Source organism: Caballeronia sp. SEWSISQ10-4 2, assembly GCF_030464885.1.
Classification (GTDB): Bacteria; Pseudomonadota; Gammaproteobacteria; order Burkholderiales; family Burkholderiaceae; genus Caballeronia.
The window spans coordinates 113,803-134,964 of sequence record NZ_JALPRJ010000013.1; the positions used below are offsets into that span (position 1 = coordinate 113,803).

17 protein-coding genes, 1 tRNA gene, 4 pseudogenes and 2 riboswitches are annotated in these 21,162 nt (G+C 60.1%); of the genes and pseudogenes, 4 read left to right on the forward strand and 18 right to left on the reverse strand.

Annotated elements, in window-relative coordinates:
• Positions 1-118 precede the first annotated feature (118 nt).
• The 6 genes from M0D69_RS11630 to M0D69_RS11655 all read right to left on the reverse strand — a co-directional run bounded on the left by M0D69_RS11630 (position 119) and on the right by M0D69_RS11655 (position 8,753).
• Positions 119-1,507 (reverse strand): L-serine ammonia-lyase, encoded by a 1,389-nt coding sequence (locus M0D69_RS11630; RefSeq protein WP_301782167.1) that lies wholly within the window; start codon positions 1,505-1,507, stop codon positions 119-121.
• Positions 1,508-1,539: 32 nt separating this feature from the next.
• On the reverse strand, positions 1,540-2,643 hold the full coding sequence (locus tag M0D69_RS11635; RefSeq protein ID WP_301782168.1) for an alginate lyase family protein: 1,104 nt from the start codon (positions 2,641-2,643) through the stop codon (positions 1,540-1,542).
• A 128-nt stretch (positions 2,644-2,771) separates the two neighbouring features.
• Positions 2,772-5,699 carry an aminomethyl-transferring glycine dehydrogenase gene (gene gcvP, locus M0D69_RS11640; protein ID WP_301782169.1) on the reverse strand — a complete coding sequence of 976 codons (2,928 nt, stop codon included), beginning with the start codon at positions 5,697-5,699 and terminating at the stop codon, positions 2,772-2,774.
• A 66-nt stretch (positions 5,700-5,765) separates the two neighbouring features.
• Positions 5,766-6,146 carry a glycine cleavage system protein GcvH gene (gene gcvH, locus M0D69_RS11645; protein ID WP_301782170.1) on the reverse strand — a complete coding sequence of 127 codons (381 nt, stop codon included), beginning with the start codon at positions 6,144-6,146 and terminating at the stop codon, positions 5,766-5,768.
• A 67-nt stretch (positions 6,147-6,213) separates the two neighbouring features.
• Complete coding sequence (gene gcvT / locus M0D69_RS11650; RefSeq protein ID WP_301782171.1) at positions 6,214-7,338, reverse strand: glycine cleavage system aminomethyltransferase GcvT; 1,125 nt, start codon at positions 7,336-7,338, stop codon at positions 6,214-6,216.
• Positions 7,339-7,478: 140 nt separating this feature from the next.
• Positions 7,479-7,613: riboswitch (glycine riboswitch) on the reverse strand.
• 45 nt (positions 7,614-7,658) lie between these two features.
• A riboswitch (glycine riboswitch) is annotated at positions 7,659-7,782 on the reverse strand.
• Between the two features lie 56 nt (positions 7,783-7,838).
• Positions 7,839-8,753 (reverse strand): ABC transporter six-transmembrane domain-containing protein, encoded by a 915-nt coding sequence (locus tag M0D69_RS11655; RefSeq protein WP_301782172.1) that lies wholly within the window; start codon positions 8,751-8,753, stop codon positions 7,839-7,841.
• A gap of 116 nt (positions 8,754-8,869) precedes the next feature.
• Here M0D69_RS11655 and M0D69_RS11660 point away from each other — a divergent pair, with 116 nt between their 5' ends.
• Entirely contained in the window at positions 8,870-9,469 is a 600-nt protein-coding gene (locus M0D69_RS11660) for a TetR/AcrR family transcriptional regulator (protein ID WP_301782173.1), read from the forward strand.
• Between the two features lie 52 nt (positions 9,470-9,521).
• Here M0D69_RS11660 and M0D69_RS11665 read toward each other — a convergent pair whose 3' ends face one another.
• Together M0D69_RS11665 and M0D69_RS11670 are read right to left on the reverse strand one after the other, a co-directional pair.
• Complete coding sequence (locus tag M0D69_RS11665) at positions 9,522-9,857, reverse strand: hypothetical protein (RefSeq protein WP_301782189.1); 336 nt, start codon at positions 9,855-9,857, stop codon at positions 9,522-9,524.
• Between the two features lie 179 nt (positions 9,858-10,036).
• Positions 10,037-11,083 (reverse strand): oxidoreductase, encoded by a 1,047-nt coding sequence (locus M0D69_RS11670; protein WP_301782174.1) that lies wholly within the window; start codon positions 11,081-11,083, stop codon positions 10,037-10,039.
• A 271-nt stretch (positions 11,084-11,354) separates the two neighbouring features.
• On the opposite strand from M0D69_RS11670, the gene M0D69_RS11675 reads away from it, so the two are divergent.
• Positions 11,355-13,460 (forward strand): UvrD-helicase domain-containing protein, encoded by a 2,106-nt coding sequence (locus tag M0D69_RS11675; RefSeq protein WP_301782175.1) that lies wholly within the window; start codon positions 11,355-11,357, stop codon positions 13,458-13,460.
• 83 nt (positions 13,461-13,543) lie between these two features.
• Here the strand turns inward: M0D69_RS11675 and M0D69_RS11680 are convergent, their stop codons facing one another.
• The gene (locus M0D69_RS11680; RefSeq protein ID WP_301782176.1) at positions 13,544-14,440 is read right to left on the reverse strand and encodes a cytochrome c5 family protein; all 897 of its coding nucleotides are present in this window, start codon (positions 14,438-14,440) and stop codon (positions 13,544-13,546) included.
• Positions 14,441-14,762: 322 nt separating this feature from the next.
• Here M0D69_RS11680 and M0D69_RS11685 point away from each other — a divergent pair.
• Positions 14,763-14,838: transfer RNA gene (locus tag M0D69_RS11685), tRNA-Arg, on the forward strand.
• 76 nt (positions 14,839-14,914) lie between these two features.
• On the opposite strand, the gene M0D69_RS11690 is transcribed toward M0D69_RS11685, so the two are convergent.
• From M0D69_RS11690 to M0D69_RS11725, 7 genes and pseudogenes are all read right to left on the reverse strand, one after another.
• The gene (locus tag M0D69_RS11690; RefSeq protein WP_367619702.1) at positions 14,915-16,021 is read right to left on the reverse strand and encodes a tyrosine-type recombinase/integrase; all 1,107 of its coding nucleotides are present in this window, start codon (positions 16,019-16,021) and stop codon (positions 14,915-14,917) included.
• 549 nt (positions 16,022-16,570) lie between these two features.
• Positions 16,571-16,783 (reverse strand): hypothetical protein, encoded by a 213-nt coding sequence (locus M0D69_RS11700; RefSeq protein WP_301782177.1) that lies wholly within the window; start codon positions 16,781-16,783, stop codon positions 16,571-16,573.
• Positions 16,784-16,799: 16 nt separating this feature from the next.
• A complete protein-coding gene (locus tag M0D69_RS11705) occupies positions 16,800-17,129 on the reverse strand; it encodes a helix-turn-helix domain-containing protein (protein WP_301782178.1) in 330 nt (109 codons plus the stop codon).
• Positions 17,113-17,367, reverse strand: coding sequence for a type II toxin-antitoxin system RelE/ParE family toxin (locus M0D69_RS11710; RefSeq protein ID WP_301782179.1), 255 nt, complete (start codon positions 17,365-17,367; stop codon positions 17,113-17,115). Before M0D69_RS11710 ends, M0D69_RS11705 begins: the two co-directional genes overlap by 17 nt.
• Before the next feature lie 52 nt (positions 17,368-17,419).
• A pseudogene (locus M0D69_RS11715) lies at positions 17,420-17,635 on the reverse strand (phage late control D family protein); the annotation flags it as partial.
• Between the two features lie 38 nt (positions 17,636-17,673).
• A pseudogene (locus M0D69_RS11720) lies at positions 17,674-17,814 on the reverse strand (phage tail protein); the annotation flags it as partial.
• A 120-nt stretch (positions 17,815-17,934) separates the two neighbouring features.
• A pseudogene (locus M0D69_RS11725) lies at positions 17,935-18,843 on the reverse strand (hypothetical protein); the annotation flags it as partial.
• Between the two features lie 167 nt (positions 18,844-19,010).
• Between M0D69_RS11725 and M0D69_RS11730 the strand changes: the two are divergent.
• Positions 19,011-20,048 carry a phage portal protein gene (locus tag M0D69_RS11730; RefSeq protein WP_301782180.1) on the forward strand — a complete coding sequence of 346 codons (1,038 nt, stop codon included), beginning with the start codon at positions 19,011-19,013 and terminating at the stop codon, positions 20,046-20,048.
• Between the two features lie 254 nt (positions 20,049-20,302).
• Here M0D69_RS11730 and M0D69_RS11735 read toward each other — a convergent pair whose 3' ends face one another.
• Together M0D69_RS11735 and M0D69_RS43725 are read right to left on the reverse strand one after the other, a co-directional pair.
• Positions 20,303-20,641, reverse strand: coding sequence for a hypothetical protein (locus M0D69_RS11735; protein WP_301782181.1), 339 nt, complete (start codon positions 20,639-20,641; stop codon positions 20,303-20,305).
• 198 nt (positions 20,642-20,839) lie between these two features.
• Positions 20,840-20,968 (reverse strand): annotated as a pseudogene (locus M0D69_RS43725) (FRG domain-containing protein); the annotation flags it as partial.
• Positions 20,969-21,162 lie beyond the last annotated feature (194 nt).

A 21,162-nucleotide genomic window follows, 5' to 3' on the forward strand; every position in this document is an offset into this window, starting at 1 on the left:
TGATAAAAATGCAGCTAATTCCCGCAGACCACTAACGCCGAAAGCAGCAACCCGGCATCAACCCAAGAGCAACTGCACCGGCAGACCGCAAAAAAACCCGTCCACCGGCGCGAGCAAATTAACACTCAACAATATTCACCGCCAACCCACCTCGCGACGTTTCCTTGTACTTGGTTTTCATATCGGCGCCGGTCTGCATCATTGTCTTGATGACGGAGTCGAGCGAAACATAATGACTACCATCGCCCCGCATCGCCATGCGTGCCGCATTCACGGCCTTCATGGAACCCATCGCATTGCGTTCAATGCACGGAATCTGCACCATCCCGCCAACCGGATCGCAAGTCAGCCCAAGGTTATGCTCCATGCCGATCTCGGCGGCATTCTCAACCTGCGTCGGCGTGCCACCCATCACCGCTGCCAGCCCAGCCGCCGCCATCGAACACGCAACCCCCACTTCGCCCTGGCATCCGACCTCGGCACCTGAAATCGAAGCGTTCATCTTGTACAGAATGCCGATCGCCGCCGCCGTCAGCAAAAAGTCGATCACCCCCTGCGTATTCGACCCCGGCATGAATCGATCGTAGTAATGCAGCACCGCCGGAATGATGCCGGCCGCGCCATTGGTCGGCGCCGTCACCACGCGCCCGCCCACGGCGTTTTCCTCGTTCACTGCTATAGCGTAAAGATTGATCCAGTCGATCATGGAAAGCGGATCGCGCAAGGCCTGTTCGGGCTTGTCGATCAGCGCCCGATACAACACCGGCGCGCGCCGCTTCACCTGAAAAGGACCGGGCAGGCAGCCGTCGGCATCGGGGTTGTCGATACCGCAACCGCGCTTCACGCACGACTGCATCACGTCCCAAATGCGCAGCAAGCCCGAGCGAATCTCGTCTTCGCTGCGCCACACGCGCTCGTTTTCCCACATCAATTGCGCGACGGATTTGCCGGTTTCACGGCACAACGCGAGCAATTCATCGCCGGATTTAAACGCGTATGGCAACTGTTCGATAGCCGTGAGCACCTTCACATTCGATGCCCCAGCCGTCACCACAAAACCACCACCCACCGAGAGATAGGTCGCGTCGCGCAACGAGGCGCCGTTGGCATCGAAAGCATGGAGTTTCATGCCGTTCGGATGTTCCGCCAATGCCTGCCGCAGAAACGTAATGTGTTCCTTCAGCACGAACGGAATTTCGTGACGGCCCAGCAGCGGCAGCTTTTTCGTCGCACGGACAGTCTCGAGGCGCGTGCTGATCGTGCCGGCATCGACGGTATCCGGCGCGTCGCCCATCAAGCCGAGCATCACGCCGCGATCCGTACCGTGACCCTTGCCGGTCGCACCCAGCGAGCCGTATAACTCGCACTTCACCGAAGCCGTGGCGTCCAGCAGGCCATCGCGTTCGAGTCCCTGCACGAACATCAGGGCGGCGCGCATCGGCCCGACCGTATGCGAACTCGACGGACCGATGCCGATTTTGAAAAGATCGAAAACGCTGACTGCCATGACTGCTCCTGCAAAGGTGCTGCTAAAAAAAATCAGCGCGCCGGCAGCGGCAAACACACTGCGAGCCAGGCCGGCGGCGTGGGCGCGAGGCGCAGCGCAATGGGCGTGTAACGCCCGTCGAGCCGCGCCGAAAGATGAAACAATTCGGCGGCGTGCTTCGGATCCCAAGCGCCGGAATAACCGGGCAGCCCGGCCTCGCGGCGGGTGGCATCGAAGGGCACCGTCGAATGAACGAATTCGTCGTGCGTGCGCGTGCCGAGCGCGTACGGCGTCAGCCAGTTCAGCGCGGCGGCCAGGGTCGCGCCGGACTGCGCGCGCTCACTCAGCCAGTTGCGGTTATGACGGCGCGCCGCGAGCGCAGCCGTGACCAGCGGCTGCAGGTCGTAAGTGACGTAATGCAGCGCGTCGCGTTCGGCGAAATCGACGGTCGAGCCGTCGGGCGCAATGTTGTCTCCAATATGCTCCACATACAGACGCTGCGCAGCGTTGATGAGCTTGCGGTCGTCGATAGTGAACGCACCCATCGAAATCAGCTTGATCCGGTGACTCTGCCAGTTGTTGCGATACGTGCCGGTCAGCGGCCGTTTCTGTTCATCGATATCCGCTATATATCCCGCCACCATCTTCGTGATGAAGGCGTTCGCCGCGTTACGTGTTTTTACCGGCAAGGCGCTCGCCGTCAGGTCATACGCGAGGATCAGCGACTCGAAATTCGTTTCATCGATAGGATTGAAACTCGGCTGATACGTCGTTGCCCACGCGAACAAAAACCGGTCGACCAGACGCAAATACGCTTCGTTGCCGGTCGCGCGCCAGGCGAGCGCGGCGTCGCGCATCAGCCCGAGATCCTTCTCCGCTTCCTCGCTTTCGTCGCGAATGCCCTGATGCGGCAACGTGCCTTCGGTATGAAGCGTCGCCCGTGCTTTCGGCTGGTCGTTCAGACGCGACTGCACCATTTTCACCAGCGCCTTCACGCCCGGATCGGCGTTTGTGCGCTCACTGTTTTGCATCGCGGGCGCGGCGCAAAAGTTCATGGCGGCGAACGCGCTTTGCGCGCTCAACGCCGTTGCTGCAAGGGCCGCGATTATCGCCGGGACACGCCACGTTTTAGTCACCACTCGCACCTGTCGCGCCATGCAAAACTCCCTGATTGGCTTGGTTCGGGTGAGATGGTATCTGGTGTTGCATGAATCCGGCAAAACTGTCCGGCTCTCGGAAAAGCCGGACAGTTGAAACGCGTGCTTAGTTGTCGCTTATTCGCCGCTTATTCCCCGTATTCGGACAGCGGAATGCACGAGCAGAACAAATTGCGGTCGCCGTAGGCGTTGTCCGCACGGCCGACCGGAGGCCAGTACTTGCGCGCAATCAGCGATGTCAGCGGATACGCCGCCGTTTCACGCGAGTAGGCGTGGCTCCAGTCATCGGCGACAACAACTGCTGCCGTATGCGGCGCATGTTTCAGCGGATTGTCTTCGCGATCCGATTTGCCTTCTTCAACCGCGCGAATTTCGTCGCGAATGGCAATCATTGCATCGATAAAACGATCCAGCTCCTCCTTCGATTCCGATTCCGTCGGTTCGACCATCAGCGTGCCCGGCACCGGGAAGCTCATGGTCGGCGCGTGGAAACCGTAATCGATCAGGCGCTTGGCGACGTCATCGACAGAAATGCCGCTCGTTTCCTTTAACGGACGCAGATCGAGAATGCATTCGTGCGCGACCAGTCCGCTCGTGCCGCTGTACAGCACGGGGTAATGTGGCGCGAGACGCTTCGCCACATAGTTTGCTGCGAGGATCGCGCTTTCGGTGGCGTTCGTGAGGCCTTGCGCGCCCATCATCGCGATGTACATCCACGAGATCGGCAGGATGGCGGCCGAGCCATAAGGCGCCGACGATACCGCTCCAATTCCGGCCGCATCGCGGTGATAACCAGTGGAATGCTGATTCGGCAAGAACTTGGCCAAATGCGCACCAACCGCGACCGGACCCACGCCCGGTCCGCCGCCGCCATGCGGAATGCAGAAAGTCTTGTGCAGGTTCAGATGCGACACGTCGCCGCCGAACTGGCCTGGCGCGGTGAGGCCGACCATCGCGTTCATGTTCGCGCCATCGACGTACACCTGGCCGCCGTGCGCATGCACGATCTCGCAGATTTCGCGCACGTTCGCTTCGAACACGCCATGTGTCGACGGATACGTGATCATGATCGCCGCGAGTTTGTCGGCGTGTTTCTCGGCCTTGGCCTTCAAGTCGGCGATATCGACGTTGCCTTGTTCATCGCACGCAACGACCACAACCTGCATCCCGGCCATTTGCGCCGATGCCGGATTCGTCCCGTGCGCGGACGCGGGAATCAGGCACACATTCCGATGCCCTTCGCCACGCGACGCGTGATACGCGTGGATGATCAGCAAGCCGGCGTACTCACCTTGCGAGCCGGCATTCGGTTGCAGCGATACCGCCGCGTAACCAGTGCACGCAACCAGCATCTGCTCGAGCTGATCGATCATCGTCCGATAACCAACGGTTTGTTCCGCCGGAGCAAACGGATGAATCTGCGCGAATTCGGGCCACGTCACGGGCAGCATTTCGGACGTCGCGTTGAGCTTCATCGTGCAGGAACCGAGCGGGATCATCGTGCGATCGAGTGCGAGATCCTTGTCGGCGAGACTGCGCAGATAGCGCAGCATTTCGTGCTCGGAGTGATGGCGGTTGAACACCGGATGCGTAAGGTATTCGCTCGTGCGTCCCAGTGCTTTCGGCAAGGAGACTTTTGCGTCGGCATCGAGCGCGTCGATATCGAACGTTTCCGTCTTGCCGACCACTTCCGCGAACAATGCGAAGAGCTTCAGGAGGTCGTCGCGCGTGGTGGTTTCATCGACGGAAATGCCTACGTGCGTTGCATCGATATGGCGCAGATTCACATGCACCGCCGATGCCGCCTGATGCAGCGCCGTCGTGTTCGCACCGCTTTTGATCGTGATCGTATCGAAGAAGGTTTCGTTCGCGAGCGTGTAGCCGAGCTTTTGCACGCCGGCCGCGAAGATCGACGCCACGCGATTCACGCGCAACGCGATGGTCTTCAGACCCTGCGGCCCGTGATACACGGCGTACATGCTGGCCATGATCGCGAGCAAGGCCTGCGCTGTACATACATTCGATGTCGCCTTTTCACGGCGAATATGTTGCTCACGCGTTTGCAGCGCGAGACGCAGCGCGTGCTTGCCTTGGGCATCGACGGTGACACCAACCAGACGGCCCGGCATCTGGCGCTTGAAGTCATCGCGCACGGCCATATACGCCGCGTGCGGACCGCCGAAACCGACCGGCACGCCAAAACGCTGCGTATTGCCGATAACCACATCCGCGCCCCATTCGCCCGGTGGCGTGAGCAGCGTGAGCGCGAGCAGATCGGCGGCGACTACGACGTGACCGCCCGCCGCATGCACGGCTTCAGCGAGCGCGCGATAGTCCTGCACATCGCCGTTTGCGCCGGGATATTGCAGCAGCACGCCGAACGCGTTGGCCGTAGCGGCATCGGCGGCGGGACCGACTTTCACTTCAATGCCCGCAGGCTTCGCCCGCGTCTGCACGACTTCGATGGTCTGCGGCAGGACGTCGTCGGCGATATAAAACAGGTTCGATTTCGGCTTGCCCGCGCGTTGCAGCAGCGTCATGGCTTCGGCGGCCGCGGTGGCTTCATCGAGCAACGATGCGTTCGAAATCGCAAGGCCCGTCAGATCGATCACCATCTGCTGGAAGTTCAGCAACGCTTCCAGGCGGCCTTGCGAGATTTCCGGCTGATACGGCGTGTAAGCCGTGTACCACGCCGGGTTTTCAAGCACGTTGCGCAGGATCACCGCCGGCGTATGCGTGCCGTAATAACCCTGGCCGATATAGTTCCTGAACACCAGATTCTGATCCGCGAGCTTCCTCAACGAAGCCAGCGCTTCCGCTTCGCTTTTCGGCTGCGTGAACGCGCCGAGCGGCAGCGTTTCGTGACGCCGGATGGACTCGGGAATCACCGCATCAATGAACGCCGCGCGCGACGCGAAACCGAGCGCCTCGAGCATGGCGTGCTGGTCGGCCGAATCCGGGCCGATGTGCCGCTGGGCGAAGGCGTTGTGGCATTCGAGCGCGGCGAGGGACAAGGATGAGCGGTTCATCAGACGATCCGGGTGTTCGAGCTTCATGAGAGTTCCTGCTGGTGCGGCGGCTTTGCTTTTGAGCGTAAGCACGCCGCACGGTCGTTGATAAAGTTACTCGCCGATCGACGCGCCGTACGCAGCGGCATCGATCAACCGATCCGTCTTGGCATCGGCGGCGGGCTTGATCTTGAAGAGCCAGCTTTCATACGGCGTGCCGTTGATCTGATCCGGCGTGCCCGTCAGCGCATCGTTCGCGCCGACGATTTCGCCGGACACGGGTGCGTAGATATCGGACGCAGCTTTCACCGATTCGATCACGGCGATGGCGTCGCCGGCGGCAACCGTCTTGCCAACCGGCGGCAATTCGATGAACACGACATCGCCCAGTGCTTCCTGCGCGTGATCCGTAATACCGATGGTCAGCGTGCCGTCGGATTCAGTGCGCACCCATTCGTGCGATTCGGTGTATTTGAGGTCGGCCGGGATGCTCATGCGGATGCTCCAAAGTGTCTTTGAGGGTGGGACGTGCGTGGCGTTCTTGCGAGCGTTCGGGACCGCTTCAAAGCGCCGCCAAAACCTTGCCGTTGCGCACGAAAGGCAGTTTTACCACGCTTGCCGGGAGTTGTTTGTCGCGGATGATGACGTGCACGTTATCGCCCGGTTTCACGCTCGCCGGCACCCGGGCGAACGCGATGGATTCCTGCATCGATGGCGAGAATGTTCCGCTCGTAATCTCGCCTTCGCCGTCGGCGGTGACGACTTTTTGGTGAGCACGAAGCACGCCACCGGCGCGGCCGTTTTCCTTCTGCAGAATCAAGCCGACAAAGCGCGCCTTCGACCCATTCGCTTCCAGCGCCGAGCGGCCGACGAATGCGCGATTTGGGTCACTGAAGTCGACGGTCCAGGCGAGGCCGGCGTCGAGCGGCGAAACCGTGTCGTCCATGTCCTGACCGTAGAGGTTCATACCAGCTTCCAGACGCAGCGTGTCGCGTGCGCCGAGGCCGGCGGGCTTCACGCCTTGTGCGATCAATGCGTTCCAGAACGCTTCTACTTGCGTAGCCGGAACGACGATTTCGAAACCGTCCTCGCCCGTGTAGCCGGTGCGCGCGAGCATCACGTCGCCAAACGAGCTGACCGGGAATTGCACGGCGTTGAAGGGCTTGAGTTCCGCGGTAGCGGCGCGGGTTTGCGGCAGTACTTGCCAGACTTTTTCGCGAGCGTTCGGACCCTGTACGGCGACGATGGCGAAATCGCGGCGAGGCGTGATGGTCAGTCCAAAACCGCCTTCCGCGTTCAGATGGCCAAACCACGCGATGTCTTTCTCAGCCGTGCCGGCATTCACGACGACGCGGTAGTTGTCATCGTCGAAGTAGTACACGATCAGGTCATCGATCACACCGCCTTCCGGGTTCAGCAGGCACGAATAGAGCGCTTTGCCGGGAACGGTGAGCTTGTCGACGTTGTTCGCGATCGCGTACTTGAAGAACTCGCGTGCTTTATCGCCGGTGAAATCGACGACGCGCATGTGCGACACGTCGAACATGCCGGCATCGGTGCGCACTGCGTGATGTTCGTCGATCTGCGAACCGTAATTGACGGGCATGTCCCAGCCGCCGAAATCGACCATGCGTGCATTGAGCGCAAGGTGAGCGGCGTGCAAAGGCGTGTGTTGAAGATCAGACATGGAGCGGGCCTCGGGCGTGCGCGAAAACAAAAAAAGGCCATGCGTCGAACCCGCTCGGGGTTTCGGCTTTTAAGCTGCGCCAGACGTGTGAACCCATTCGGCTGCAACATGCAAAGCCCAAACCGCGTAGCGATTCGGTACATGACCCCTCTGTCCTCGGTACCTGAGAGATTGCACGCTGTTCGCCGATGATCCGACGTCCAACGCGCGCCCCTTCGGTGGGCGTCTGGCTGGTGCTTCTTTATTAGCCGATGCCGCTCTCCAGAGTTCGACTTTCCGTTCACCGGCGTCCGGTGAAAGACGCACTGCATGAACGGAACTTCGACGCGGCCGGTCCTTTTGCCTGAGAGTTTGTGGGTGTGCCCCTTCGGCGGCGCGGCTTCGTTTTTATGTCGTTTTGAACACGAACGACCAACGGCCAGCGCTCTCTCCCGACGCGTGCGGCGAATTTACGCGACCGAATTCAGCTTGTCAAACGGCGAGGGCTGGCGCGGCGATCCTTAGTCCTTGTTGAGCCCTGGATCCACGCGCTTGCCGATGTCGCGCAAGCGCGCCAGTTGATCGACCATCGACGGTGCTTCGTCGAGGCTGCTGACAAAGGTCCAGAGGTACGTCATCACGGCGTAGACATGCCCGGCCTTGACCGCCGGCGCCAAGGCCAACTGGCTGATGGCAATGACAAACAGCACGGCCGCCACGGAACCGACAAAGAGAAACGCCGCGGCTTCACGGTTCGACAGGTGAATCCGGAGCTTGGAAAGCACGCGATAGTGTCGTTTCAAGGTGACCGTACCGACTTTCGCGACCAAACCGATTTCCTTCTCCAGCCGGTCATTCAAGCGCTGATGCAAGCCCTGGTTGCGCCGTGCAAAGCGCGGCAACAAGGCCATGCACAGCAGCAATCCGCCCAGACTGGCTACGCCGATCCACGGCTCGATCGCGAGCAGCATCGCCACGGCGCCGACTATCGATACCAAAGCGGTGACCATGGTCGGCACGTGTTTTTCGAAGAAGTCGACAAACTCCCGGGCCAATACCACGCGTGCCGCCGCCGTCGACGTACTTTGGTTCCGCAGCCGCTGATTGAGGATCACCGGTACCGCCAGATCGGCGTATATCCGCGTGAAGGTGCGCGTATCCACGGCCCGGCGCGCGGCGCCGACCGCCCAGAACGCCAATACGATCACCGCGTAGAACAATGCGCTGCGGGCGTCGCCCCGAATGATCGAGTCGACGGCGAATCCCGCGAACAGCGGATACGCGAGCAACAGCGCGTTCTCCAGCGCGACGAGCGACAGCGTGAAGAACAGCTTGCCCGGATAGGCCCGGGCAATGGCTTTGAGCGTGGACGTGGCGGACTGCTGACCGAGCTTTTCGCTCTTAACCATCCGGATTTCTGGTGTGACGAATGACATGACCATACCTTGGGTAAAATCGCCGCTATAATTTGAGCGAGTGCTCAAATTATAATTGAGCAGTCGCTCAAAATGCAAGCTCAGCTAATCCGTTCACGCTTGAAAAGGAATCGAACATGTCGCGGTCGTCCCCGGAACGCAAAGATCAGATCATTGCGGCCGCCCTCGAGTTGTTCCGCCAGAAAGGTTTCGCGGACGTTTCCACGCGCGATCTCGCCGAGCACGCGGGGCTGTCGCGCAGTCACATCTATCACTACTTCGACGACTGGAATGAGTTGCGCCGCGAAGCGTTCGTGCACTTTGCCGACGAGCAACTCGAAGAAGCCGCCACGCGTCTGACCGATAAACCGCCGGCCGAAGCGTTGCTCGGTTTTATCCGCGACTGCCTGCCGGCTAGCAAGGATGATGGTTGGGGGCTGTGGCTGGATGCCTGGGACGAAGCCATGCACGACGCAGAACTGGCGCGTGCTTATTTAAACGAGATCGGTCGCTGGCAAGCCATGCTTCGCGGAATCATCGAACAGGGCGTGGAGGCGAAGGTGTTTCGCTGCGCATCGCCGGAACGTGCGGCCCGGCAGCTCTTCGCGCTGGCCATGGGTTACGCCGATGATCTGCTGCTGGAGCCCTCGGTTGAGGCTGTCGAGGCCGCGCTGGAGGAGGTTGTGGAAGTCGCGGAGATGGTGCTGGATTTCGAGCTCAACGCGAGTCATCGATGAGCATGGTCAGCCGAACGACGAGCCTGTCGTTCGGCGCATAAAACTGCGGTGCTTACTGGATCGCGCGCTGCAGACCGTCCAGTTCGCCGTTCAGCGTGTGCTGTTCTTCACCCGACAAACCGCCGCCATGTTGCGAAGCCATATCGCGGGATTCCTGGCGAATCACATCCAGCCGATGATGAAACGCATCGCCTTGTGGCGGCGGATAAAAACCTTGATTCACGCGCTGATCGACATGATGCCAAAGCGCGTTGATTCGCCCGTTGACCTGATCCATCCGATGAACCGCTTCCATATGCGGATCTGGGCGCGCGGGTGTTTCCTCGACGACATTGACCTGCCGCGTCGGCTCGACGACGCACGCTGCCAGCGATCCCGCCAGCGCCATGCCAATCAGCGCACGGGCGCAACTTGCTTTGAATGTAAGCACGGAAGTTCTCCCCTTTCTGGTTTTTAAGATAAGACTCAGACAACTGCAGAAGAACGGCCCGCGCGCGCCCCCGGCTGACGCCGGAGCCGCGCGCAAATGTAACGCTGTGTGTTTGAAAGTCCGCCGTGGGCTGTTTGTTATTGCAACGGCGTGAAATCGAGCCGGCGCCCTTCCGCGTTGCTGCGAATGGCGAGATCGATGATGGTCATGACATCGACGGCATCTTGCGCCGTGACGGGGAACGGCTTGCCTTCGAGCACCGATGCCGCCAGCGCACGATAAAACTCCGCATACGCGCCATCGCGGGTGGCGAATTCCTGGCGCAAGTCGTGATCGCCATCGACTTCACGCAAGAGGCCCGGCGGATTGCGGCCAAACCCAGGATTGCCGGGACGCAAACCGGCTTTGAGCTGGTCTTCCTGCACATCGAGACCCGTTTTCACATAGCTGCCGCGCGTGCCGTGAATAGCGAAGCGCGGCGGGTCCAGCGCGGCGAGCGCGGTTGCGTGCAGCACGATTTCCTTGTCTGCATAGCCGAGCAGCAGGTGGACGTAATCCGGTGCGCTCGCGTGATCGCGATGTGCTTTTACGCTGGCGAATACGGTCTGCGGTGCGCCGAAAAGCGCCAGCGCCTGATCGATGAGATGCGGCCCGAGATCGAACAGCAAGCCGCCGCCGCGCGACGCTTCCTCGCGCCAGCGTTGCGGCACTTTCGGCCGGAAGCGGTCGAAATGCGACTCGTAGTGCGTCACGCGACCAAGCCGGCCACTTTCGATCAGCGCACGCACCGTCATGAAATCGCCGTCCCAGCGGCGGTTGTGAAACGGCGCAAACAGCAGTCCGTGGGTTTTGGCCAGATCGGTGAGGGTTTTTGCGTCGGCGCCGGACAAGGTGACCGGTTTATCGACGACTACGTTCCTGCCTGCTTCGAGGGCTCGCTTCGCGAGGTCGAAATGGGTGTCGTTGGGGGTTGCTATGACGATGCAATCAAGCTCGTCGAGCGCGAGCAGCGCATCGAAATCTTCGACGATCGTCGCTTTCGGGTAATCGGCCTGTGCGCGCTCGGGTTTGCCTGTGGCAATGGCCGATACCGTCGCGCGGCCACAGTGTTCTATCACCGGAGCGTGAAAGGTTTCGCCGGCAAAGCCATAGCCCATCAGGCCGACTTTTAGAAGTGCTGTCATGCGGGCATCCTGTTTGTGTTGGCGATGCCGTTATTGTGGCATGCGCGGAGGGAGCGGTTTGGGGTTGGAACTCCGTGCCGCGTTGGATTCTTCCTCCCGAAAGGGCCAGAACCATTGCTTTCGAGCGACGGTTTCTTCCGTGTTAACATCGCGCTCTCGAAATTGCGCCCGCAGGAAAAACGCGCAATTTTGCTCGCTCTCTTGCTCACCATCGCGTACTTCCGGCAGCCGAAACGTCCGCCCGATTTACGCATCTCAAAGTGTCCGAACGATGTCCGCAGCAGGTATGAACGCCGCGCAATCCGAAGCGGTGCGCTATCTCGATGGTCCATGTCTCGTGCTCGCCGGTGCCGGCAGCGGCAAGACACGCGTGATCACCCAGAAGATTGCCCATCTGATCGAGGGCAAAGGCTTCGAGCCGAAGCACATTGCCGCGCTGACCTTCACGAACAAAGCCGCGCTTGAAATGCGCGAGCGTACGGCGAAGCTGCTCGAAGGCAAAACGCTCACCACGCCCGGCAAGGAGGGCCGCCGGGTGCCGGTGAACCAGTTGACCATCTCCACGTTTCACTCGCTCGGCGTGCAGATCATGCGGCAGGAGGCTGAGCACGTCGGCCTGAAACCGCAGTTCTCGATCATGGATTCCAGCGATTGTTTCGGCCTCGTCCAGGAACAGCTCGGGACCACCGACAAAGGCCTGATCCGCAAGGTCCAGTCGATTATTTCGCTGTGGAAAAACGGCATGGTGTCGCCGGATCAGGCGTCGGCGATGGCGTCGAACGAGGACGAGATGCAGGCGGCCATCGTGTTTCGAAGCTATGTCGCGACGCTGCACGCCTATCAGGCGCTCGATTTCGATGACCTGATCCTGAAGCCCGCGCAACTCTTCTCGGAAAACGAGCAGGTCCGCGAGAAGTGGCAGAACCGGCTGCGTTATCTGCTGATCGACGAATATCAGGACACGAACGCGTGTCAGTACGAGTTGCTGAAACTGCTGGCGGGTCCGCGCGCGGCGTTCACGGCCGTGGGCGATGACGATCAAGCCATCTATGGCTGGCGCGGCGCGACGCTGGAAAACCTCGCACAGTTGGGCAAGGACTTTCCGAAGCTTCATGTGGTGAAGCTCGAGCAGAACTACCGGTCGACGGTGCGCATCCTGACAGCCGCCAACAACGTGATCGCGAACAATCCGAAGCTGTTCGAAAAGAAGCTCTGGTCCGAGCACGGCATGGGCGACTCGATCACCGTAACCGGTTGCAACGACGAAGAGCATGAAGCGGAGTCGGTGGTGTTCCGGTTATCGGCGCATAAGTTTGAGCGGCGCTCGGCGTTTCGCGACTACGCGATTTTGTATCGTGGGAATTTTCAGGCGCGGATCTTCGAACAAGTCTTGCGGCGGGAACGGATTCCCTACGTGCTCTCAGGCGGCCAGTCCTTCTTTGATAAGGCAGAGATCAAGGACATCGTCGCGTATTTGCGATTGATCGCGAATCCCGACGACGATCCCGCGTTCATCCGCGCGGTCACCACGCCGCGGCGCGGTGTCGGCAATACCACGCTCGAGGCGCTCGGCTCGTTCGCGGGGCAGGCGAAAGTGTCGCTGTTCGAGGCCGTGTTCATGGGCGGTATCGAAGCACGATTGTCCGCTCGGCAGGTCGAACCGTTGCGCGCGTTCTGCGAATGGATGCAGCGCTTGTCGGACCGGGCGGGGCGCGATCCGGCCACCGAAGTGCTCGACGACATGATGGAGGCCATCCATTACGAGGCCTATCTCTACGACGCTCACGACGAACGTCAGGCGCAATCGAAGTGGCAGAACGTGCTGGAATTCTGCGAGTGGCTGAAGAAAAAGGGCACGAAGCCGCAGGCCGAGCCTTCCGAAGACTCCGAGGCTACGGGTTATGACAACGCCGATGGTTTCGGCGATGAAGGCAAGAACCTGCTCGGCCTGATCCAGACCGTCGCGCTGATGTCGATGCTGGAAGGTAAGGATGAGAATCCCGATGCCGTGCGGTTATCGACGGTGCATGCATCGAAGGGACTCGAATATCCGCACGTGTTTCTGGTCGGCGTGGAGGAGGGGATCATGCCGCACCGGGGCAATCCCGACGCGGACGCGGATGCGCCCGTCGACACCGGCCGGATCGAGGAAGAGCGGCGGCTGATGTATGTCGCCATCACGCGGGCGCAGCGCAGTTTGCATCTGAACTGGTGCAAGAAACGCAAGCGGGCGCGCGAGACGGTGGTGTGCGAGCCGTCGCGGTTTATCCCGGAAATGCTTCTCGACGATGCCCCGCCGCCGACGGAAGAGGAAGCGCCGATGTCGCCGAAGGACCGGATGGCGCGGCTGAAAGAGTTGCTGCAGAAGCCGGCTTGATTGTTTCGGCAGGCCTCGTGCTGCATTAAAAAACCCTGCGTTTTTGCGCAGGGTTTTTGTTGGCATCGCTTGGTGGAGAGCGGCTATTTGGACGCTGCGACCATGTAATCGACGGCAGCTTTGACGTCGGCATCGGAGGCAGTCGATCCACCCTTCGGCGGCATCGCGCCCTTGCCGTGCAGCGCGTAGTTGTAGACGGTGTCCATCGGCTCCTTCAGACGGGGCGCCCAGGCGTCTTTATCGCCGAATTTGGGTGCATTGAGCACGCCGGCTGCGTGGCACGCCTGGCAGACCTGTGTGTACAGCGCCTTGCCAGCCTGCGATGCGTCCGCGCTTTCCGTGCCTGCCGCCGGGCCTGAACTCGCTTGCGGGACGTTCGCCAGCGCCGCGACTGCTGCGGCGGCCTGGGCGTTATCGGTCGAGGCCGCGCCCGCTGCTGCGCCGCTCGCAGGTGCTGCCTCCGATGCGCCCGCTGCCGCGCCCGGCGCCGGTTCGGCGAATTTTGCGCCGCCGTCGTTGGCCATATAGACGACTGCCCGGGCGATTTCGAAGTCGCTATAGTCGTCGGGGCTGGTGCCGCCGCGTGCGGGCATGCCGCCTTTGCCGGTGAGCGCGTTGTGGAGCAGGGTGTCGTAGCCTTCCGCGATGTGCGGCGCCCAGTCGCCGGCGTTGCCGAACTTGGGTGCGCCGGCTACGCCGGCCGTATGGCAGGTCGTGCAGACGGCCTTGAAGACCTGCTCGCCGGTTTTGTACACGCGCGGGGCGTTGGCGTCGCGTATGTCGACTTGCGCCACCGGGGCGATGCGGGCGGCGACGGCTGTGTCGGAGAGGGAATCGGTGCCGGCGCCGACGCGCGTCGTGTTATTGACGTAGACGGCCAGCAGGACGATCACGACGATCGGAATAGCAAACCCGGCGATGATTGCCGCGATGAGTTGGCCAGGCGTTTTGATCGGGACTCCGTGGGGTGCTTCACTCATGCTCGTCTCGTCTCCCTTTTATTTGTGAGTCGGTTCAGCAACAGCGTGACAGCAACAACGACTTTCTGGGGCGTTCGTGATCGTTTTCACCAGCACGGTCGATTATAGACGGAACGTTTACGTGGCGGCGTGCCCGGCGAGGCCTGTCGCAGCGCGTGTTAACCCGGATTTCGGCGATTCTGGTGAGGGAGTTTGGAGGGTTGGTTATCGGGTGGCCTGGTCCTTGCGGTGGACGAATCGGCGGAAAACAGGTATTGTTTCGGACTCGCAGCGGCCCTGCCTCCATTGTTTTGTATATGGAACGCGGTGCCACGGCTCATACGCGCCCGTAGCTCAATGGATAGAGTACTGCCCTCCGAAGGCAGGGGTTGCTGGTTCGATCCCAGCCGGGCGCACCAATACTGGCAAGGGTTTACGCGATTTCACCCGGTCCCGCCACCCTCAGATTGCAGCCAAATTGCACCTAGGCAGTGCCTAGACCGCGACCAGTTGCGGCTTGGCCGGCATCTCCGTCATCGACTGCACCCACTGGCCCAGGTGGTCAGCCGACAGGTACGCGTACCGCTGCACCATCTCCAACGTCTCCCAGCCGCCGAGTTCCTTGATCACCTGCATCGGCGTGCCACGCTGCACGTGCCAGCTCGCCCAGGTGTGGCGTAAGTCGTGCCATCGAAAGTCGCGGATGCCGACTTTCTCACAGGCGTCGTGCCAAGCCCGGGTTGCCGTTTGGTACATCGGCTTGCCGTGATACACGAACACGCTCGCCGTGTATTCCGGCTTGCGCTTTTTCGCCACCTGCCTGCGCAACACCGCCACGGCCGGATCCGATAGCGGCACCGCGATCGCCCGACGCGCCTTGGCCTGGTCGGGATGAATCCAGGCGAGGCGTCGAACGAGATCCACTTGCGACCATTGCAAGCCAGTCACGTTCGAACGGCGCAATCCCGTTTCAAGGCTGAACTGCGCCATGTCGGCTAAATGTTGCTGCAACACCGCCGCCTCGGTGGGCGTGAGCCAGCGAATGCGTTTCGCCGGCACCTTGGCACGTTTGACAACCGGTGCCCGGTCGATCCATTCCCATTCGACCCCCGCATTCAGCACCGCATTGAGCACGCCGACTACGCGATTCACGGTGCCGGCGCTGACCGTCTTGCCACGCGGTTTTTCGCCTTGACGGGTGCGCACCACCTGCTGCTCGGATCGTTTGGCATGCGCGATCGTATGGATCATCGCCCGATCGATGGCTCGCAGCCCTGCACGGTGATGCCCTTCTGGAAAGGGTGCGTCGTTGTCCATGCAGATCACAACCTGCTTGCCGATTAGAAACGAAAAGTCGATGTTCTCGGCGTTGCCGATGCCGCGAATCGAGACGGCGGCCGTGCCGGGCATGTCGCACGTGTCGATCGAGAGGGCATTAATCGAGCTTTCGACCAGGATGACGCGTTGCGCGCGGGCGAGCTTGCGCGGGTCGGCCGTCCAGCCGTGGCCGTCTTTTTCGCCTTGCGTTTGCGTTTTCACATCTCCATTGACGGCGGGGTCGATAAACCGCATGTCGACGGCGACCACGTCGGCACTGTTCATGGGCCTGACGATAAAAGCAGCCGAGGGTCCGCAAAAGCCGACTTCGCCGGGTTTCTTCGTGGAGCTGGTGTAGTCGTTGTAGCCAAGGGTCTTGGCCTTGATCGCTGCGTCGATCGCGGCGTCACTAATGCCTCGGCCGGCGAGGTAGAGGGCGATCGACCGGCCATACGATCAACGTGCCGCCCTAGCGCACCGGGCGCAGCATATTCGCCGGCTCGGGCCGTCCTGTTGTCATACGGCCCGTAGCCGCATTACTGAGAGTGCGAGGATATATCGCTCACCAGCGCTCGCTACGCTTTCTATATCGCTAGGGTCAATGTAGCGAAAGTGGGTTAGGAGGCGGATATATGACCGAATTTCGTCGGCGACTCCTTCCTCAACGGTCGGGAATGTCGCCAGCGGGTCGGCTGCTACGCAGCGCATTGCAGGATGTGGGTCGGTTGGGAAGTCATCCTTTGCTTTGAGAACGGCTACCACCCGTTCGCTAGGCATTAGAGCCAAGAAGTCATCTAGTGCTGACATTGTTTCCCCTTGAGTATGTTTGATAGGTTATTGGCGCTCGCGCTCGATAAGCGCCCGCAAGCGGGCTTCGTCGGCGGGGGTGATGGCAACGTTCCGGCAAACGCCTTCGAGCACGGTGTAACAGGTGCCAAGGCTCGCATTGAATTGATCCGAGCCGGGTTCGAAGGATTCGTGCACGGCCTTAATGCGACGGCGTAGGGCGCGCTCCGTGTCCGCGATGCTCTCTTCGTAAGTTGGCACTTGTTCGCGGTGCCGATCAAAAATCAAGTTGCGCGGCCGTGATGCCCAGCGCGCCGGCGATCTTCTCGCGAGACGAAGCGCGTAAGCGCGCGCTGCCTTCTTGCTGTGCATAGGCCGACTGAGAGACGCCAAGCCGTTCGGCGACTTCTGCTTGCGTTAGCCCCAGGTGTTCACGCCATGCACGCGCCGGCGGTATGTCATTGGCGAGCGTGCGGCGCACTACTTCATGCGGGATCAAGTCATTGTCGCGCGCATGCTGCGCGACGTACTCGGCGTAGGGGATCACGACAAAGGCCGGTTTTCCGTCCGGGCCGTTGATCGTTTGAATGTTAGTAGGTGCGTTCATCGCGTTTCCTCACTTCCTGTATTTCGACGATTCTGATTGAGCCATCCCAATCAAAAAGTACCCTGTAATTGCCAACTCGCAGACGGTAGCCGTAGAGGTGGTTTGTCAGCGCCTTCACGTTCTGACAGTCCGGCATCGCGGCCAGTTGTTCAACCGCGTCGACGATCGCAACACGAACGGGCCTATCGAGCTTGCGCGCCTGCTTCGTTGCTTTCGATGTCCAGTTGATTTTGTTCATGAGCGCAATTATAAGTCGAATATAAGGTTGCAGCAAGGGAGGATATAAGGTTTTATTTTCCGCTCCTTCGGAAGTGCGAGCGATGGCGATCGCTTGTCGGGTCGTCGCGCATTTCGAGTTCTAGGCCGGTCGTGAATCCGCCATCGCCTACCGAATGCTTAACGCGTTTAACGAGCCATGACTCGTCATCGATTTGAGGTTTGAAGCCCGACAGATAAACCGGCAGCTCGGGGTAAAGGTCAGGGCGGCCGAGAGCGAGTGTAATCGAGCGTCGCTTGACTGCGTTTCGCGCGGTTCATCGCCTGGGCCGTTGAACTGGCGGGCGTTGCGAGCGCCGACGCGCGACGTGCTCGCATGCTTCCAGCTCGTGCGCCGTTGCAGCTCCTGGTAAGCGAGCGTCGACAGGCCGACCGCGGCCTTTGCGATGCGCCCTTGCTCGCTTTGCATGCCGAGCGCGGCGCCCTGGGTGATGAACCCGCCCAGCTCGCCAAACACGCGCGAGGGGCTATGAATGCCGAGCTTTTGCTTGAACCATGCGACCGTACTATCGGCCGCGCCCGTGATCGCTTCGTCGATGCCATCGGCGCCGGCGTTGAGCTTTTCGGTTTTGTGAATCTGGTCCTTCTGCATGTACATGGTCGTAAAGAGATTCGACGCGGTGCGATTCGTGAAAATCGTCGCGATCATGTCTTTAACCTTGTCCGGGTCCGCGATGCCCTTGGCGGCCAGCTTTGGCAATAGAACCTTTTCGAGCCATTCGAGCGGCGAGGCCTTCAGCAGATCCCCGCCGGCGAGCGCGCCGGGCTTGATTTGCTTGACCATGCCGATTTTATTGAATTCGACTTTCTTCTTATCGAGCAAGTCGAGGTCCATCATTAGCCGAGCTGCGCGCACGGTCGTCTTGCCCTGGTAGACGTTACTGTATGCGGACATAAGCCCGGTGCCGACCGCGTGCCCGCCCATTTCCTGAATGAGCGGTTCCATCTGGTTATAAAACGCGTCATTGCGCATTTGCTTTGCCGCAACGCCGCTGGTTTGAATGAACTGCATCCACTGGTCGCCGCCAACGCGGCCGCCGGTGGCCGTGATGACGTTTTGAACCATGTTCGCCTCGTTCTTGAACGCCTCTTCGCTCTTGGTGCCGCCGCGCAGCTCGATCACCTTAAGCATGTTCATAAACTTTTCTTCGTTGGCGTGGCCGTCCTCGGCGCCGTATAGCGCCTCGCTCGCAAACTTCATTTTGCCAAGCGTCGGCATCACCATTTGAGCGTGATGCTCGTCAGCGAAAATCGTTATCGAGTCGCGCATGAGCGTGAGGTTATCGGTCGTGCTCACGCCATACGTTTTCATAGCCTTCGCGTATTTCACCGCGTCGGCCGTCGCGTGATCGCCCAGGCCGAGCGTCTTAATACGCATCGCTTCGACTTCGAATTTCTTCGACTCGTCGAGTGTTTCGCCCAGGTCGCCGAGGATATGGCGATTCGAAAGACGATGACGGCGAGCGGCAGAAAAGTCACGTATGAGGCCAGCAGGAACGAGGAAACAGGCCACGCAGACTTAGCGTGGGCGTGTCTGCGCGCGCTCGGCAACGAGCCGTTAGAAGGCATCACCGCAAACAATACCCGTTTTATGGAGTTCTCAAATTGAGCAAGCGCAGACAGTACACGCACGCCGCACCGCCGGCCGTCCCTTCGAACCCGCCCAAGGCCGAGGCCTTCACGTTCGGCGATGCCATGCCGGTGATGGACCGCGCCGAGATACTTGATTACGTCGAAACCTGGTCGGCCGGCCAGTGGTTCGAGCCGCGGGTGTCGCTCGCCGGCCTGGCGAAATCCTTTCGAGCTGGTGTACATCACAGCTCGGCGATTTACTTCAAACGCAATGTGCTATCGGCGACGTGCATTCCTCACAAGTTGCTCACGCGCGAGGAATTCGATAAGTGGTCGCTCGATTTCCTGGTGTTCGGCAATGGATACATTGAGCGACAAAAGAACAGGCTTGGCGGAACCCTCGCGCTCAAACGCGCACCGTCGAAATACTTGCGCCGGTCGACAGACTTGCAGAAGTTTTACCAGGTCAACGGGTGGCAGCAGCAACACGAGTTCGAGGTCGGCTCGATCCATCATTTGATGGAACCGGACATTAACCAGGAAGTGTATGGCTTGCCTGAATATCTCGGCGCCTTGCATGCGGACTGGTTGAACGAGTCGGCGACGCTCTTTCGCCGGCGGTATTACGAGAACGGCTCGCACGCGGGTTTCATCCTGTACATGACGGATGCGGCGCAGAGTCAAAGCGATGTCGATAACATGCGCGAGGCGTTGAAGAACAGCAAGGGACCGGGCAATTTCCGAAACCTTTTCATGTACGCGCCGAACGGCAAGAAAGACGGTATCCAGCTCATACCCGTGTCAGAGGTCACGGCGAAGGATGAGTTTTTCAACGTCAAGAATGTGACGCGCGACGACTTGCTCGCAGCTCACCGCGTACCGCCGCAGCTCATGGGGATCGTGCCGAGCAATACCGGCGGCTTTGGCGCGGCCGACACGGCCGCCGAGGTATTCGGGCGCCATGAAATCGAACCGTTGCAAAGTCGATTCGCGCAGCTCAACGATTGGATAGGCGACGAGGTTGTGAGCTTCAATCCGTATTCGATCAAGACGCCGAAGGCCGCCGCATAAGCGACCCGGAATTCTTCCCAGGAGGGCATGTCAAGACCGGCAATTGGGCGTGCTTGGCGCGCCCAATGTATGCGGTCGAAAGTCTCTGACCCAAAGCGGAAGTTGCGCTACTGCAAAAGCGGACGATAAACGCAGGGGTGCCGCAAGCCAAGCGAACACTTGGCAGTCGCCGTAAACGATGAGGAGTATCAGCCGGGGGTGTCAGACTTTGGAGCTGTTTCCACCTGCGAAATTCGCACACGGCGAACCGCAACCTATCTAGCCTTTACGTTGCCAAGCATTTTTTTGACCCACTCTTGGTCGGCAAGAAGGGAAGCAACGTGCTGATCTGTCAGTAGTCTTCTATAACTTACCTGATTTGCCAGCGTGGAAATCTCCTTGCGTAAAGCAGGCAAATGCTCCGGAAGAATTCCACACGGATCGGTTGCGAACGAGTCTAGCGCCGCCTCAACAAGATCGATCGGAATTTCACGACAAGCAAGAATCTCCGCAGCAACCTCGGCAAGAGGGTCTGATGGAAACAATCGCTCTCCACCTGCATACATTTCTAGAAAGTATTGGCCGACATGCCGATCATGATGGAATTGCAGCATCTCAACACCCGGCCATCCCTCGAATGAATGACAAAGGGGGAGTTCGGTAACCCAAGCACACTGTTCACTTGGTCTAGGCAACTGCTGCGGCCCAAGCGGTATGTAGCGGTCAAAGGGATTCTCAATCTTCTTGAGGTGGACTCGGTAAATTACCCCCGTGCCCGTATCGACAGGTTCCCAGCCATTCTTGGTTTCGTAGCAAGTTGCAAAGAATGCGCTGACATTGAAGTCATCCGTGAGATCAAGGTATCCCGTTGGAATGCCATAGTGCTGAGCGAGAGCAATTGGATCAAGATCCAGATGCTGACCAGCAGCATGAAGCGAGATGGGGTGGTGCGCTAGATACTATGGAAGGGCCGCGAAAGTAAGCCCCCTGGAGTAAAACGAGGATTCGAGTACCCGTTTTTCGAAAGGAGCTCGCAAATGGATGCGCCTAACATGGCCCTTCAAGGGCAGGATACAACGGTCGTCGGGCGGCTGTATGTCGCCTTCGAATTAGGTGAGAAGAGCTGGAAGCTGTC